11 protein-coding genes and 1 tRNA gene are annotated in these 14307 nt (G+C 66.8%); 6 read left to right on the top strand and 6 right to left on the bottom strand.

Annotation, left to right across the window (positions count from 1 at the left end):
- Window positions 1-25: 25 nt before the first annotated feature.
- The 4 genes from PVW46_RS05490 to PVW46_RS05475 all read right to left on the bottom strand — a co-directional run bounded on the left by PVW46_RS05490 (window position 26) and on the right by PVW46_RS05475 (window position 5833).
- Window positions 26-1003 carry a TAXI family TRAP transporter solute-binding subunit gene (locus PVW46_RS05490; RefSeq protein ID WP_069208726.1) on the bottom strand — a complete coding sequence of 326 codons (978 nt, stop codon included), beginning with the start codon at window positions 1001-1003 and terminating at the stop codon, window positions 26-28.
- Between the two features lie 35 nt (window positions 1004-1038).
- Window positions 1039-3153 (bottom strand): TRAP transporter permease, encoded by a 2115-nt coding sequence (locus tag PVW46_RS05485; RefSeq protein ID WP_052244495.1) that lies wholly within the window; start codon window positions 3151-3153, stop codon window positions 1039-1041.
- Window positions 3143-4816, bottom strand: coding sequence for a sulfatase-like hydrolase/transferase (locus PVW46_RS05480; RefSeq protein WP_069208725.1), 1674 nt, complete (start codon window positions 4814-4816; stop codon window positions 3143-3145). Before PVW46_RS05480 ends, PVW46_RS05485 begins: the two co-directional genes overlap by 11 nt.
- A gap of 96 nt (window positions 4817-4912) precedes the next feature.
- Complete coding sequence (locus tag PVW46_RS05475) at window positions 4913-5833, bottom strand: LysR family transcriptional regulator (RefSeq protein WP_069208724.1); 921 nt, start codon at window positions 5831-5833, stop codon at window positions 4913-4915.
- A 122-nt stretch (window positions 5834-5955) separates the two neighbouring features.
- On the opposite strand from PVW46_RS05475, the gene PVW46_RS05470 reads away from it, so the two are divergent.
- The 3 genes from PVW46_RS05470 to PVW46_RS05460 all read left to right on the top strand — a co-directional run bounded on the left by PVW46_RS05470 (window position 5956) and on the right by PVW46_RS05460 (window position 9775).
- Window positions 5956-7728 (top strand): SulP family inorganic anion transporter, encoded by a 1773-nt coding sequence (locus PVW46_RS05470; protein ID WP_083242221.1) that lies wholly within the window; start codon window positions 5956-5958, stop codon window positions 7726-7728.
- Between the two features lie 75 nt (window positions 7729-7803).
- Window positions 7804-7877, top strand: a tRNA-Gly gene (locus PVW46_RS05465).
- Between the two features lie 98 nt (window positions 7878-7975).
- A complete protein-coding gene (locus PVW46_RS05460; protein ID WP_274575134.1) occupies window positions 7976-9775 on the top strand; it encodes an ABC transporter transmembrane domain-containing protein in 1800 nt (599 codons plus the stop codon).
- 3 nt (window positions 9776-9778) lie between these two features.
- On the opposite strand, the gene PVW46_RS05455 is transcribed toward PVW46_RS05460, so the two are convergent.
- Window positions 9779-10669: a LysR substrate-binding domain-containing protein gene (locus PVW46_RS05455; protein WP_069208722.1), complete on the bottom strand. Its 891-nt coding sequence runs from the start codon at window positions 10667-10669 to the stop codon at window positions 9779-9781.
- A gap of 116 nt (window positions 10670-10785) precedes the next feature.
- Between PVW46_RS05455 and PVW46_RS05450 the strand changes: the two genes are divergently transcribed.
- Window positions 10786-11064 (top strand): hypothetical protein, encoded by a 279-nt coding sequence (locus tag PVW46_RS05450; protein ID WP_139132270.1) that lies wholly within the window; start codon window positions 10786-10788, stop codon window positions 11062-11064.
- A 54-nt stretch (window positions 11065-11118) separates the two neighbouring features.
- Here the strand turns inward: PVW46_RS05450 and PVW46_RS05445 are convergent, their stop codons facing one another.
- Window positions 11119-12675: a bifunctional metallophosphatase/5'-nucleotidase gene (locus tag PVW46_RS05445; protein WP_069208721.1), complete on the bottom strand. Its 1557-nt coding sequence runs from the start codon at window positions 12673-12675 to the stop codon at window positions 11119-11121.
- Window positions 12676-12866: 191 nt separating this feature from the next.
- On the opposite strand from PVW46_RS05445, the gene PVW46_RS05440 reads away from it, so the two are divergent.
- Window positions 12867-13205 (top strand): DUF952 domain-containing protein, encoded by a 339-nt coding sequence (locus PVW46_RS05440; RefSeq protein ID WP_043142010.1) that lies wholly within the window; start codon window positions 12867-12869, stop codon window positions 13203-13205.
- Window positions 13205-14257 carry a quinone-dependent dihydroorotate dehydrogenase gene (locus PVW46_RS05435; RefSeq protein ID WP_274575091.1) on the top strand — a complete coding sequence of 351 codons (1053 nt, stop codon included), beginning with the start codon at window positions 13205-13207 and terminating at the stop codon, window positions 14255-14257. The genes PVW46_RS05440 and PVW46_RS05435 overlap by 1 nt, the downstream gene beginning before the upstream one ends.
- Window positions 14258-14307: the final 50 nt, after the last annotated feature.

The following is a 14307-nucleotide window of genomic DNA, read 5'->3' as shown; positions in this document are numbered from 1 at the left end:
GGGCACAGCGCCCCGGCCCCGATCCTCATTTCAGCGCGCCGACCTCGCGGTAGTACCGCTCTGCCCCCGGGTGCAGCGGCATCCCGGCCAGAGATTGCACCGCGAACTCGATGCTCAGCGCCTTGGCCCAGGGCGCGTCAGAGGTGATGCTGTCCACGTTGTCCCAAAAGGCCTTGGTCACCTGGTAGACGGTTTCCTCGTCCAGGTCCGCGCGCAGCCCGATGCCCACGGCGGTGTCATTCGACATCACCGGGCCGTCGTTGACCTGGTTGCCGTAGATGCCGGCGGGCACCTCGGCCAGGTAGCGGAAGTTGCCAAGGAACTTGTCGACGGCCTCGCCGGTGTGATCTTCCGGCCCGATGAACCGCAGGCTCTCGGTCTCGGTGAACTGGATGAACTGCTGGCAGGGGTCGATGCAGCCGTTGACATACATGTCGATCTTGCCGTCCAGGAAGGACTGAAAGCCGGTCGCCCAGTTGGCGGTGATCGCCTCGTAATCCTCACCCGCGACCAGCCCCGTGGTGGCCTCGATCCAGCCCTTGGCCGCGTTGAAGGCGCCGCCCCCGGCAGGACCAAGGAAGACGGTCGCGCCCTCGATGTCGTCGAGATACTCGATGTCGCTGTCGCCGCGCACGGCATAGTGGTACTGGCCGTAGGGGAACCACATCAGCAGCGCCAGGTTTTCCGACACTTCGGCGGCGTCGGGCTGGTTGGCGTACATCGCCTTGCCGGTCGACATGAAGTTGTAGATCGTCGGCGATACCATGTACATGTCCAGGTTGCCGCGCGCGGTCTCGATCTGGTGCAGGGTGGCGGCCCCGCCCCCGGCGACCTCGATCTGGATGTCGGACAGTTTGCCGTTCACCACGTTGGCAAAGGTCGCCATCGTGATCGCCTGGCCCAGGCTGGGTTCGATCGTGGCCATTTTCAGTGTCTCCTGCGCCAGGCCCGCGGTGGCAGAGACGGTCAGGGCAGCAGCGGCTGCAAGTGTCAGGTGTCGCATCGGATTTCCTCCCTGTTCGGTGCGAATGTCGAAAGTCATGTGGTGGCCGCGCCGGGCCGACCGGCCAGGCGCGGACTGATGAAGAGAAGCGCAAGCCCCAGCACCGCCGCCGGACCGGCAAGGATCATCTGCGGCAGCAGGACCGCGCCGCCCAAGGCAACGCGCAGCAGGCGTTCCACGGGTGCGATCCGTGTCCGGTCATAGCCCGCCAACGCCGAGGCGATCAGCCACATCGCAAGGGTGAAGGCGGCAATGATCCAGAAGAACTCGAACCATGTGACCGTGGCAATGTCGATCATCGCGCGCGAGTCGACCCGATCCTCGCCGAACCATTCGAACACCACCTGCAGTTTATACAGGACCGCGGGGTGATAGACGAAGACGAAGGGGATCAGGAAACCGGCCAGGGCGATCTTGGCCGCCTCGAACCCCGTCTTGATCGGGTCGGCCCCGGCAATGGGCGCGGCGGCAAAGGCGGCCAGGGCCACAGGTGGCGTCACCGTCGACATCATGGCGAAGAAGACCACGAAGAGGTGCAGCGTCAGCGGCGCGATACCCACCGTGTCGATGCCCGAGCTGAGCGCGATCACGATGATGAAATAGGTCGCCCCCGGCGGCAGCCCCATGCCCAGGACGATGGCGCCAAAGGCCACCACGATCAGCACCAGCGGCAGCGGCCCGCTTGCGGCTTCGGCCAGCAACTGCGACAGCCGCCCGGAAAATCCCGAGGTCTGGATCAGCCCGACGATCAGCCCGATGGCGGTCACGATCACCACGATCGACCCGGCCATGCGACCCGCGTCGACAAAGGCATGCCAGATGCGGCTGGCGGACCGGAACTCGCGGAACAGCACCGCCGCAGCCACCACCGCAACGACCAGCCCGTAAAACCCGGCCTTGGGCACCGAGGGCTGCGCGAAAAGGAAGTAGGACAGCGTCCCCAGCGGCAGCACGAAGACAAGGCATTGCACCCATTCCCCGCGTGTCAGTTTCGGCCGCGCCTCGGGGGGCAGAGCGCCGACACCCCGCTTGCGGGCCTCGAAATAGACGGCAAGGAAGGTGCCCAGGTAGAAGAAGGCGGCCGGCAGGATCGCGGCGACCACGATATAGCGGTACTCCAGCCCGATCTGTCCGGCGACGAAGAAGGCGACGACGCCCATGACCGGCGGCATGATCTGCCCCCCGGTCGAGGCGGCGGCCTCGACCGCGCCGGCAAAGGCGGGTTTGAACCCGGCCCGGCGGATCACCGGGATCGTCATCACCCCCGTGGATACCACGTTGGAAATCGCCGCACCGCTCAACGTGCCGAACAGCGCCGAAGAGGCGACAGAGGCATGGGCTGCCCCGCCGATCATGCCCCCGGTCAGCCGGTTGGCGATCTTCATCAGCAGGTCCCCCGCGCCCGAGGCCATGAGCACGGCGCCAAAGACGATGAAGATCAGCACGTTGCCCGTCACCACCTGGATCGGCTGACCGAACATGCCGCCCGTCTGGGCCCAGAACTGCAGCACCATCTGGCGCAGGTTCTGCGCCATCGTCGATTCCGACCCGGCCAGGATGCCGGTCCATTCCGGCAGCCAGCCCTTGGCAAAGAAATAGATCACCCAGAACAGGCAGAAGGCGACGATGAACCCTCCGAACAGCCGCCATGTCAGGTAAAGCGTGATCGCCGTGGCCAGCGGGAACATGACGAAGTCGATGGGCCGCGCCACCGGCAAGGCACCCGCGTCCGAAGCGAAGATGGCGATGATCCAGCTGCTGAAAGCGACAACCGCCAGCACCGTCAGCCCCCAGTTGATCCCCCGCTGCCCCGGCTTGCGGTGCAGCGTCAGCAGGGTGATGGCAAAGCTCATCACGATGGGCAGACCGATGATCAGCCCGGTCGGCAGCAGGAACGACTGTTCAAAGCTGCGATAGGCCGCCCCCAGCCAGTGTTCGCGCAGGAACACCCGCTGGTCGCGGCGGCTCATCTCGTCGAAGGCCGGTGTCGTCGTCTCGATGAACCAGCGGACAAACTCGCTGATCGGACCGGAGGCCGAGTAGAGAACGATGACAAGGGCAAAGGCCACCGCAACCACGTCGGCTAGGTGCTTGTCGAACAGGGCGCCGCCGCGATCGGGCGCGGGCGCTTCTGTATCTTCAGACGTCATGGCTCTCCTCCTTCGCCATAGGTGTCTTTGCGTGGACCTGGCGGGCGGGACCGCGGTATTTCACGGTCAGCTCCTCCGGAACCTCGCTGCCATCGGCCAGGAAGGGCAGGATGCCCCGCCGCATGGACCGGCCGCGCGCCGCGCGCACGTCGTCATCCGACATGGTCACGCGCTGCGCCATGCGGCGCCCCCATTGCCCGAGGCAGTCATACAGCCGGTCGACCTGTGCCTGATACGCGGGATCATCGCCCAGGTCGGCGAACTCGTGCGGATCGGTTTCAAGGTCGAACAGCATCGGGCGGAAACCGCCCTCGAAGTGGATCAGCTTCCAGCGCCCGTCAAAGACCATCATCATGCGCGCATCGCGGGGCTGGACGCCCAGGGCCTCGGCCCGTGGCGTAGCGGAATAATCATACTCGCTGATGACGAATTGGCGCCAGTCCTTTGGCGCCTCGCCGCGCAGCCAGGGCATCAGCGACCGCCCCTCGATGATGTGATCCGGCACCGCGCCGCCCGCCGCCTCGACAAAGGTGGCGGCCAGGTCGATGCCCTCGACCAGCGCATCGCAGGTCGTCCCGCGCGTCGCATCGGCGCTGGTGCGCGGATCGCAGATGATCATCGGGATCTTGACCGAGGCCTCGTGGAAGAAATCCTTTTCCCCCAGCCAGTGATCGCCCAGGTAATCGCCGTGGTCCGAGGTCAGGACGATCATCGTGTCATCCAACTGACCCGTCGCCTCGAGGTGGTCCAGCAACCGGCCCAACTGGTCGTCGCATTGCTTGATCAGCCCCATGTAGGCCGGGATCACCTTGTCTCGCACCTCGTCGCGCTGGAACGCCTGCGCCACGCGGGCGTCATGATAGGCGCCCAGAACCGGGTGCGGATCGTCCAGCTCGACCGGGTGGCGCAGGGGCGGCTGGATCTGGTTGTGACCGTACATGTCGTGATAGGGCGCGGGCACGATGTAGGGCCAGTGCGGCTTGATGAAGCTCACATGCGCGCACCACGGCCCCTTGGCCTGGTCGACAAAGCGGATGGTTTCCGAGGTCAGCCAGGGCGTCTCGCTGTCCTCTTCGCGGATGTTGGCCGGCTTGTCGGCGTTCATGAACATCCAGCCGCTGGCGATCTCTCCGTCGCTGACCCCTGCGTTCGCGTAATCCGCCCAAGGGTTGTCCCCGTCATAGCCCCGCGCCTTCAGGTACTCGTTGTAGGGAGAGCGTTTCTGGTCATAGTCCCCGTCCGGCCCCGATCCCCAAAGCCCGTCATCCCGCGCCCAGGCGTCGAACCCGCAATCGGCCTGCCGTGCGCCGATCAGGCTGTCGGGCGCAAGACCCAGCCGTTCCATGCCCTTGGCATCCGCCTTCATGTGGGTCTTGCCCAGCAGCCAGCAGTCCATGCCCAGCGCCCGCAGATGATCGCCCAGCGTCACCTCGCCCACCCGCAGCGGAAAGCCGTTCCACTGCGCCCCGTGGGACGAGACATAGCGCCCGGTGTAGAAACTCATCCGGGAGGCGCCGCAGATCGGCGATTGCACATAGGCATTGGTGAACCGCACGCCGCGTTCGGCGACACGGTCGAAATTCGGCGTATGCAGATGCGGATGCCCGGCGCAGCTCAGGTAATCGAACCGCAACTGGTCATACATGATGAAAAGGATATTCATCGTGCCCCTCCTCCCTTGCCGGGGACAAAGGCACACCCCGGACAAGAGCGGAGTACAGCCGCCACGGCAAGTCAGGGAGACCCTGAATGTTGATGGCTATAACTTTTTGGCATCCCCTGGGCCGAAGAGGTTGCTGGAGACCTGCTGCACGCAGTCCACGAAATATTGCAGCGCGGGTGTCGGCGGACGCTCGGAAGAAGTGATGACGGCGATCCGGGCCGAGACCAGCGGCGGGTCCACCTCCAGCGCCGCGATGCGCCAGCGCGCGGCGGTCTGTTCCAGGATGCGGCCGGGGTAGGTGCAGAGGTAGTCGCTTTCCTCGATCAGGGACAGCACACTGAAGATCGAATCCGACGTCACCTTGGGGTCCGGAGGCTCCAGCCCCAGCTTGGTGAAGTGGCGCCGCAGATAGGGCAGCCGCGCACGCGTTCCGATCATCAGCCAGTCGCCCTTGGCCAGTTCCGACAGCCGTGTCTCCCCCACCCAGCGCGAATTGCGCCCGGTGATCACCGAGATCGGCGTTTCGATCAGGAAACTCGTGCTCAGCCCCGCCACGTCCGCGGCTTGCGGTTCGGGGCCGATCACGATGTCCACCTGCCCGTCGCGCACCGGGCCGAAGGCGATCGGTTCGTGCCCGCCGCTGATCTGCACATGTACGTTCGGAAACCGCCGCTGAAACCGTTTCAACGTCCCGCTGATCAGCCGCGTCGCCGCCAGCGGCGAGACGGTCACGTTCAGCCGCCCGGTGCCCAGCCCGCGCCGCTGATCCACCTCTTCCTGCATCTTGCGCAATTCCGACTGGATCACCCGCGCCCGGCGCAGGATCGGCTTGCCGTCCTCGGTCACCACAACCCCGCTGGGCGCCCGCTTGAAGATCGCGGCGCCCAGTTCCGCCTCGGCCTGGCGCAGCGCCTTCGTCACCGCGGGCTGGGTCTTGCCCAGCATCTTGGACGCGGCGCGAATGCTGCCCGCACGTTCGACCGCCAGCAGCATCTCGATATGCTGGATCTTGATCATGCGGCCCCCTCCCCCCGGCTGCCTCACCCTATTCCCGAAACTTATACCCTGAAATTTTCGATAACTAGCCCAAAGCCAGGTTTCCCGGTAGCCGCCGGGCATCACGCACAGGAGGGGACGGCATGAGGGCGGCGACGGAACGGGCCATTTCGGCGGCATTCTCCGCGCTGCGCCCGGATTGGACGGCACGGATCACCCCCGCCAGCCTGCGCGCCGATGCCTTTGCCGGGCTGACCGGCGCGACGCTGGTACTGCCGCAGGGGGTGGCCTTTGCCGCCATTGCGGGCCTGCCGCCGGAATACGGGTTCTATACCGCCATGATCACCCCTGTCGTCGCCGCGCTGACCGGGTCCAGCTGGCACGCGGTCTCCGGCCCCACCACCGCCATCTCGGCGCTGGTCTTCGGGGCGCTGGCGGGCAGCCTGGCGCCGGGATCGCCGCAGTTCATCTCGGCCGCCATCGCGCTGGCGCTGATGGTCGGCGTGATCCAGCTGGCCCTGGGGCTGGCGCGGATGGGCGTTCTGGTCGATTTCGTCTCGCATTCGGTGATGACCGGCTTTGTCACCGGGGCCGCGATCCTGATTGCGCTCAGCCAGCTCGACAAGGCGCTGGGGATCGACCTGCCCCGCCCCGAGGCGCTGGGGGAATTCACCCTGGCCCTGGCCGAACGCCTGCCCGAGACCGACTGGCGCGCGCTGCTGGTCGCGGGCACAGCACTTGGCATCGGGCTGGGCGTGCGGAAACTGAACCCGGCGCTGCCGAACTACCTGATCGCGCTCTTTGCCGCCACGATCCTCGGTCTCCTGCTGGGCGGAGAGGCGGCGGGCCTCGCCACCATCGGCACCATCGAGGGTGTCCTGCCCGGCTTCGCCCTGCCCGACGTCACCTTGCAGACCCTCCGCGACCACGGCTCCGCCGCCTTCGCCATCGCGCTTGTCGGCTTGTTGGAGGCGATGTCCGTTTCACGCGCCATCGCGCTGAAATCCGGCCAGGCCATCGACGGCAACCGCGAGTTCGTGGCGCAGGGCCTGTCCAACATCGCCGGCAGCCTGTTTCGCTGCTACCCCGGCTCGGCCTCCTTCACCCGCTCGGGCGTGAACTATGATAGCGGCGCGCAGACGCCCTTGTCGGCAATCTTCGCCGCGCTGTTCCTGTTCCTGATCCTGCTGCTGGTGGCGCCGTGGTTCGCCTATGTGCCCATCCCCGCGATGGCGGGTGTGATCCTGCTGGTCGCCATCCGGCTGTTGAACCTGGCCGAGATCCGCCACATCCTGACCACCTCGCCCGAGGAAACCGCCATCGCCGCCGTCACCTTCGGGGCGGCGCTGCTCATCGACCTCGAATTCGCCATCTACGCCGGGGTGCTGCTGTCGCTGGCCCTGTTCCTGAAAAAGACCTCGCAGCCCTTTGTCGGCGTCGGCGCCCCCGATCCCGACACCCCCACCCGCATGTTCAAGAACGCCGCCGAGAACAACCTTGCGGAATGCCCGCAACTGCTGATCTCGCGGCTCGACGGGCCGCTCTACTTCGGCTCGGTCGAACATGTCCGCCGCGCCTTTCGCCGGTTCGAGATCGACCGCCCGGGCCAGAAACACATGATCTTCATCGTCAAGGGCATCGGAGAGATCGACATGCCCGGCGCCGACCTGCTGATCGAGGAGGCCGCCCGCCGCCACCGCAACGGCGGCTCGTTCCACCTGCAGACCAAGACCCCGCGCACGATCTCGAAACTGGCGCGGTTCAAGGTGATGAAGGCACTGACCCGCGAACGCATCCACCTGTCGAAACGCGATGCCATCGCCGAGGTCTTTCCCCTGCTCGACCCGCAGGTCTGCGCCACCTGCCCCGTCCGGATCTTTGCCGAATGCCCGCGCGCGCCGGACGTGGCGGAATAGCCCCGCAAGACGCGTTTTCCATGCCGGCACGATCTTGACCGCCCGCGCGGGATCGCATACCAAGGCCCCCGCCGAGCGGGCGTTGTGTAATGGTAAGACCTCAGCCTTCCAAGCTGATGATACGGGTTCGATTCCCGTCGCCCGCTCCAATTCTTCCCCTTTCGCAGCCCGCCCCGCGTCAAGACGGCGCTTGACGCGCGCGCCCCGCATGGCAAAACGCCCCCTGCGCGACACGGAAGGAGACCTCATGGCGGCCAAGACCAAGCCGGGCACCGGCGAGCAGGAGCGCGAGAAGTCTCGCAAGCTGGGGTCTCTCCGCGCGCTCTGGCCCTTCATGCGGCCCTATCGGGTGCTGATGCTGGCCGCGCTGGCGGCGCTGGTCGCCACCGCGACCATCTCGCTGATCCTGCCGCTGGCCGTGCGCCGCGTGGTGGACAATTTCAACACCCAGGACGGCGCCCTGCTGGACAAGTATTTCGGCGCCGCGCTGGGGATCGCCGCGGCCCTCGCCGTCGGCACGGCGCTGCGCTACGCGCTGGTCACGCGGTTGGGCGAACGGGTGGTGGCCGACATCCGCAAGGCGGTCTTCGACAAGGTGATCGGCCTCTCGCCCACCTTCTATGAAAAGATCATGACCGGAGAGGTCCTGTCACGGATCACCACCGATACCACGCTGATCCTTTCCGTGATCGGCTCGTCCATTTCCATCGCCCTGCGCAACACGCTGCTGTTCCTGGGCGGGCTGGTGCTGATGCTGTTCACCTCGGCCAAGCTGACCGGGCTAGTCCTGCTGATCGTGCCGGTGATCGTGGTGCCGATCCTGGTGCTGGGCCGTCGCGTGCGCAAGCTGAGCCGCGAAAACCAGGACTGGATCGCCGCCTCCTCCGGCAATGCCTCGGAATCGCTGGGCGCGGTGCAGACAGTGCAGGCCTATACCCACGAGGTCCAGTCGCGCGGCGCCTTTGCCGACGTGACAGAGAAAAGCTTTGACGCAGCGCGCAAGCGCATCACCACCCGCGCCGCGATGACGATGATCGTCATCTTCCTCGTCTTCACCGGCATCGTCGGCGTGCTCTGGATCGGCGCCTGGGACGTGCGCGCCGGGGGCATGAGCGCGGGCACGCTGATCCAGTTTGTGATCTACTCGGTCATGGTGGCCGGCGCCGTCGGCGCCCTGTCCGAGGTCTTCGGAGAGCTCCAGCGCGCCGCGGGCGCCACCGAACGCCTTGTCGAACTTCTGCAGGCAGAGGACACGGTCAGCGATCCCGCCAGCCCCCTGCCCGCGCCCGATCCCGCACGCGGAGAGATCACCTTCGATCACGTCAGTTTCGCCTATCCCGCGCGCCCCGGCGTCTCGGCGCTGGACGCGGTCGACCTGACCATCGCGCCGGGCGAAACCGTGGCGCTTGTCGGCCCCTCGGGCGCGGGCAAGACCACCATCATTCAGCTCTTGCAGCGGTTCTACGACCCGGCAGAGGGGCGCATCCTGCTGGACGGCGTGGCGCTGACCGACATGGCCCGCCACGATTTCCGCCGCCAGCTGGCGCTGGTGCCACAGGACCCGGTGATCTTTGCCGCCTCGGCCAAGGACAACATCCGATTTGGCCGCCCCGATGCCAGCGATGCCGAGGTCGTCGCCGCAGCCAAGGCGGCGGCGGCGCATGAGTTCCTCTCCGCCCTGCCGGACGGTTACAATACCTGGCTGGGCGAACGCGGCGTGATGCTTTCGGGCGGCCAGAAACAGCGCGTCGCCATCGCCCGCGCCATCCTGCGCGACGCGCCGGTGCTGCTGCTGGACGAGGCGACCAGCGCGCTGGATGCCGAAAGCGAACGCGCGGTGCAGCAGGCGGTCGACCTGCTGGCCGAGGGGCGCACGACGATCATCGTCGCGCACCGTCTGGCCACCGTGAAAAAGGCCGACCGCATCGTCGTCATGGACCAGGGCCGCATCGTTGCCACCGGCACCCATGATGCTCTGGTCTCGGAAGGCGGGCTATACGCGCGCCTCGCCCGGCTGCAATTCACCGACGGCCTGGCGGCGGAATAGGGCTCACCCCGCCGCCTCCTCTGCCACCCACTCGCGGAACAGCCGCACCTTTGGCAGGTCCCACTTGTCCGCCATGCCCAGCAGGCAGATCCCGCCCAGCGGCGACCCGCTGACCATCTCGGGAAAAGGCAGCACCAGCGTTCCGGCCTCCAGCTCGTCGCGGCACAGCACCATGTCCGCCATGACCACACCGGCCCCCATCACCGCTGCCCGGGTGGCGAGGTCGAGGTTGGCAAAATCATGCCCCTGCGCCGGATCGACCCCTGCCACGGGATAGGTTGCCAGCCAGTCGGTCCAGTCCCCGTGCCGCGGTGTCTCGTGCAGAAGATCTGCCCGCGCAAGGTCCTCGGGCCGTTCCAGCGGATGGCTGGCCAGGTAGGCAGGTGAACAGGCCGGGGACATGCGCACGTCGAACAGGTTCTGGACGGCGATGTTCGGCGCCCGGGTGGGCTGGTTCTCGATCGAGAACCCAAGGTCATACTCCAGCCCGTCGAACTTCATGTCACAGTGAAAATCCGTGGTCAGCCGCACCCGGATCTCGGGGTGACACTGGCGGAACCCGTCCAGACGCGGCAGCAGCCAGCGGATCGAGGTGGCGGGCGGACAGATGATATGCAGGTCCGAGGCATCCGAGGCGAGCCGCTCTGCCTCGGCGGCGATACGGGCAAAGCTCTCGGTCAGCACCGGCAAGAACCTCCGCCCCGCCTCGGACAGGCTGACACCCTGCGCATGGCGCCGGAACAGCGGCACGCCCAGATGATCCTCCAGCAGCTTGACATGCCGGCTGACGGCCCCCCGCGTGACATGCAGTTCCTCCGCCGCGCCGATGAACCCCTCGTGACGGGCGGCGGCCTCAAAGGCGCGCAGGGCGTTGAGCGGGGGCAGTTTTGGCATCTTGGACCTGCAGGACCAGTTTTCCTGACTCATGATAAGAGAAAGCCTGGTTTGCGCACAAGCAGGCAAAACACCAGACTGGGATCAAGTATACAGGCCACGAAGCAGGCTCCATCATGCAGACCACGACCAGCCTCCGCCCCGCTTCCCTGCCCGCTGGGGACTCCCACTGGATCAGCAAAGCAGCACGTTTCCTGACCCAGTGGCACCGGGATCGCCAGATGCGCCGCGACCTTGCCCGCATCGCGGAAACCGCCCCGCACCTTCTGGCGGACGCGGGATTTGCCCCCGGCAGGACCCCCAAAAGCTGGCACAGGGACGGCCTGCACATCACGATCCGCCAGGCACCGGGGCAGCCCCCGCAGGTCACCGTCACCACGGACGCGCCCAAGTGACGAAAAAGGCCGCCCCCGGACGGGGACGGCCCTGCACGTGGCGCGAGGCGCCGCTTACTTCATGGTGATGCGGCCATCGGTATAGGGCTGGTACGGCCCTTCCTTGGCCAGGTACTCGGCGGTCACATCGGCCAGGTCGGGGCCGAAGTCATAGGCATTCTGCGCGTCCTTGAACATCGCGTAACCGTCGCCGCCATTGCGGACGTAGTTGTTCGACACCGCGCCATACAGCTTGTCCATCTCGACCGGCGCACCGCCGACCATGACATCGGAAATCCGGCTGCCCGGCTCTGCCGAGGGATCGACGGTAAAGGTCATGCCCGCCACCTGAGGGAAGCGGCCCGCGCCTTCCTCGATCTGGCTGACACCGTTTTCCAGCGCCTCGACAAGCGTCGCGCCGGTGATCTGGAAGGTCGACAGCGTGTTCTGGAACGGCAGCACGGTCAGCACCTCGCCCATCGTCACCTCACCCGCGTCGATCGAGGCGCGCAACCCGCCGCTGTTGGCGATGGCCACGTCGATGCCCTGGTCCTTGACCCGGTCCAGCATGGCATCCGCCACCAGGTTGCCCATCGAGCATTCCATCGCCCGGCAGACGTCTCGGTTGCCCTCGATGGCCTCGGCAGCCTCGGCCACCACCTTGTTGCGGATCTCGTCCAGCGGCTCGGCCGCCTCGGCGATGCGCGCCTTGACGTCACCATCCTCGGCCACGGCGGCGTCGATCAACAGCGGCCCGCCCGAGGCAGAGATCACCTCGCCCGCGTCGTTGAAGGTCACGTTCAGCTCGCCCAGGTACTTGCCGTAGGCATAGGCCTGCACGATCTGAACGCCGTTCACCACGGTCGGATAGGCGCCCGCCGCGCCGTCCATCTCGCCCAGCAGGGTGTTGGAATGGCCGCCCACGATCACGTCGACGCCGGTGGTGTTCGCGGCGACCGTCTGGTCGACGCCATAGCCCGAGTGCGACAGGACGATGATCTTGTTCACGCCCATCTCGGTCAGCTTGTCGACCTCGCCCTGCACCGCGTCCGACGGATCGGTGAAGATGATGTTGTCGCCGGGGCTGGCCAGCTCATCCGTGTCCTGCGGCGTCAGCCCGATCAGGCCCAGCTTTTCACCGCCGCGCTCGATCACGGTGGATTTCATCAGCGCGTCCGCCAGCAGCGGCTCGCCCGAGACATCGGCGTTCGACATCAGCACCGGGAACTCGACCGCATCCATGAAGCCGCGCAGTACCTCGGGGCCGTCGTCGAATTCGTGGTTGCCCACGGTCATCGCGTCGTAGCCCATCAGGTTCATCATCTCGGCGGCCAACTTGCCCTTGTAGTAGGTGTAGAACAGCGTGCCCTGGAACTGGTCGCCACCGTCCACCAGGATATGGTTGTTGGTGCGTGCCTTGGCCTCGTTGATCGCGGTGATCAGCCGGGCCGAGCCACCAAAGCACTTGCCCTCGTCGTTGTCCTCGGACGAACAGCCCGAATCGTACTTGCTGATCGGCTCGAACCGGGCGTGGAAATCGTTGGTGTGCAGGATGGTCAGGGAATAGTCGGCCTGCGCGGCACTTGCCATCAGGGCAAGCGCGGCAGCACCGCTCATCAGTGTACGCGTCATGGGAAACCTCTCCGTCAGGTTTTTTTGTTGAATGCCCAAAGCCTGCCCCGGCGCGAGGCCGGAGTCAAAGCCTGACGTATGGGTAGCCCGCGCCCGGTGACAGGGGCATGACGCCCCTGCATTGAATTGCCGCGCGGCCCTTGCCGACTGGCCGCTTGACCCTTGCCGGGGGGCGCGGCATCACTGCGCCCATGCTGATATACAAGATCCTCCGGGCCGACGAATGGGCGGCGCTGCGGGCACAGGGCGAAACCGCCGGTGCGCCCATCGACGTGGCCGACGGCTATGTGCATTTCTCCACCGCCGACCAGGCCCGCGGCACCGCGGCCAAGCATTTCGCGGGCGAAGAGGGGCTGGTCCTGCTGGCGCTCGAGGCCGACACCCTGGGCGAGGCCCTGAAATGGGAGGTCTCGCGCGGCGACGCGCTGTTCCCGCATCTCTACGCGCCCCTGCGCCTCTCTGACGTGCAATGGCACAAACCGCTGCCCCTGGGTGCCGACGGCCACGTCTTTCCGGCGGAGATGCACTGATGACCCCGCTGGAATGGATCGGCCTGGCCGCCCTGCACCGGATCGACCCGGAAACCGCCCACGGGCTTGCGCTCAAGGCGCTGCAGGCCGGGGCGACTCATGCGCCCGGCGTGGTCACCTCCGACCGGCTGCGCTGTTCGCTGGCCGGGCTCGACCTGCCCAACCCGGTCGGCCTGGCCGCCGGGTTCGACAAGAACGCCACTGCGCTGCGGGGGCTCTCCCGCGCGGGCTTCGGCTTTGTCGAGGTCGGCGCCGCCACGCCCCGGCCCCAGCCCGGCAACCCGCGCCTCTTTCGCCTGACCGAGGACCGCGCCGCGATCAACCGTTTCGGCTTCAACAACGAGGGGATGGAGGCGATCGGCGCCCGGCTGAAATCCCGCCCGCGCGACCTGGTGCTGGGCCTCAACCTGGGCGCCAACAAGGACAGCGAGGACCGCGCCGGCGATTTCGCCCGCGTCCTGACCCATTGCGGCGCCGACGTGGATTTCGCCACCGTCAACGTCAGTTCTCCCAACACCGAGAAACTGCGTGACCTGCAGGGCAAGGCGGCGCTTTCCGCCCTGCTGGCGGGCGTGATGCAGGCCCGGGACGAGCTGACCCGCCCGGTGCCGGTCTTTCTCAAGATCGCGCCGGATCTGGACGACGCCGAACTGGCCGACGTGGCCGAGGTTGCGCTTTCCTCGGGTGTCGCAGGGGTGATTGCCACCAACACCACCCTGTCCCGCGCCGGGCTGCGCTCTCGCCACGCGTCAGAGACCGGCGGCCTCTCCGGCCAGCCGCTCTTTGATCGCTCCACCCGCGTGCTGGCCCGCCTCTCGGACCTGACAGAGGGCAAGCTGCCACTGGTGGGTGTCGGCGGCATCGGCTCTGCCGGACAGGCCTATGAAAAGATCCGTGCCGGCGCCAGTGCCGTGCAGCTCTACACCGCGCTGGTCTACGGCGGTCTCAGCCTGGTGCAGGAGATCGCCTTGGGACTGGACGCATTGCTGCAACGGGACGGCTTCACCTCCGTGGCCGAGGCGGTCGGAACGGGGCGCGCGGCCTGGCTGTGAAACCCGCGGTTAACGCGGCCTTACCGCTTTGTACAAAATGCTGGAATCGA

The organism is Mameliella sp. AT18, from assembly GCF_028807275.1.
GTDB lineage: Bacteria > Pseudomonadota > Alphaproteobacteria > Rhodobacterales > Rhodobacteraceae > Antarctobacter > Antarctobacter albus.
Note: the sequence above shows the minus strand (reverse complement) of the source record. Positions and strands in the feature narration are given on the sequence as shown.

Excerpts from the sequence above, each read along its gene's own strand:
- PVW46_RS05490 (WP_069208726.1), bottom strand. The coding sequence starts at position 1,003 with ATGCGACACCTGACACTTGCAGCCGCTGCTGCCCTGACCGTCTCTGCC.
- PVW46_RS05485 (WP_052244495.1), bottom strand. The coding sequence starts at position 3,153 with ATGACGTCTGAAGATACAGAAGCGCCCGCGCCCGATCGCGGCGGCGCC.
- PVW46_RS05480 (WP_069208725.1), bottom strand. The coding sequence starts at position 4,816 with ATGAATATCCTTTTCATCATGTATGACCAGTTGCGGTTCGATTACCTG.
- PVW46_RS05475 (WP_069208724.1), bottom strand. The coding sequence starts at position 5,833 with ATGATCAAGATCCAGCATATCGAGATGCTGCTGGCGGTCGAACGTGCG.
- PVW46_RS05470 (WP_083242221.1), top strand. The coding sequence starts at position 5,956 with ATGAGGGCGGCGACGGAACGGGCCATTTCGGCGGCATTCTCCGCGCTG.
- PVW46_RS05460 (WP_274575134.1), top strand. The coding sequence starts at position 7,976 with ATGGCGGCCAAGACCAAGCCGGGCACCGGCGAGCAGGAGCGCGAGAAG.
- PVW46_RS05455 (WP_069208722.1), bottom strand. The coding sequence starts at position 10,669 with ATGCCAAAACTGCCCCCGCTCAACGCCCTGCGCGCCTTTGAGGCCGCC.
- PVW46_RS05450 (WP_139132270.1), top strand. The coding sequence starts at position 10,786 with ATGCAGACCACGACCAGCCTCCGCCCCGCTTCCCTGCCCGCTGGGGAC.
- PVW46_RS05445 (WP_069208721.1), bottom strand. The coding sequence starts at position 12,675 with ATGACGCGTACACTGATGAGCGGTGCTGCCGCGCTTGCCCTGATGGCA.
- PVW46_RS05440 (WP_043142010.1), top strand. The coding sequence starts at position 12,867 with ATGCTGATATACAAGATCCTCCGGGCCGACGAATGGGCGGCGCTGCGG.
- PVW46_RS05435 (WP_274575091.1), top strand. The coding sequence starts at position 13,205 with ATGACCCCGCTGGAATGGATCGGCCTGGCCGCCCTGCACCGGATCGAC.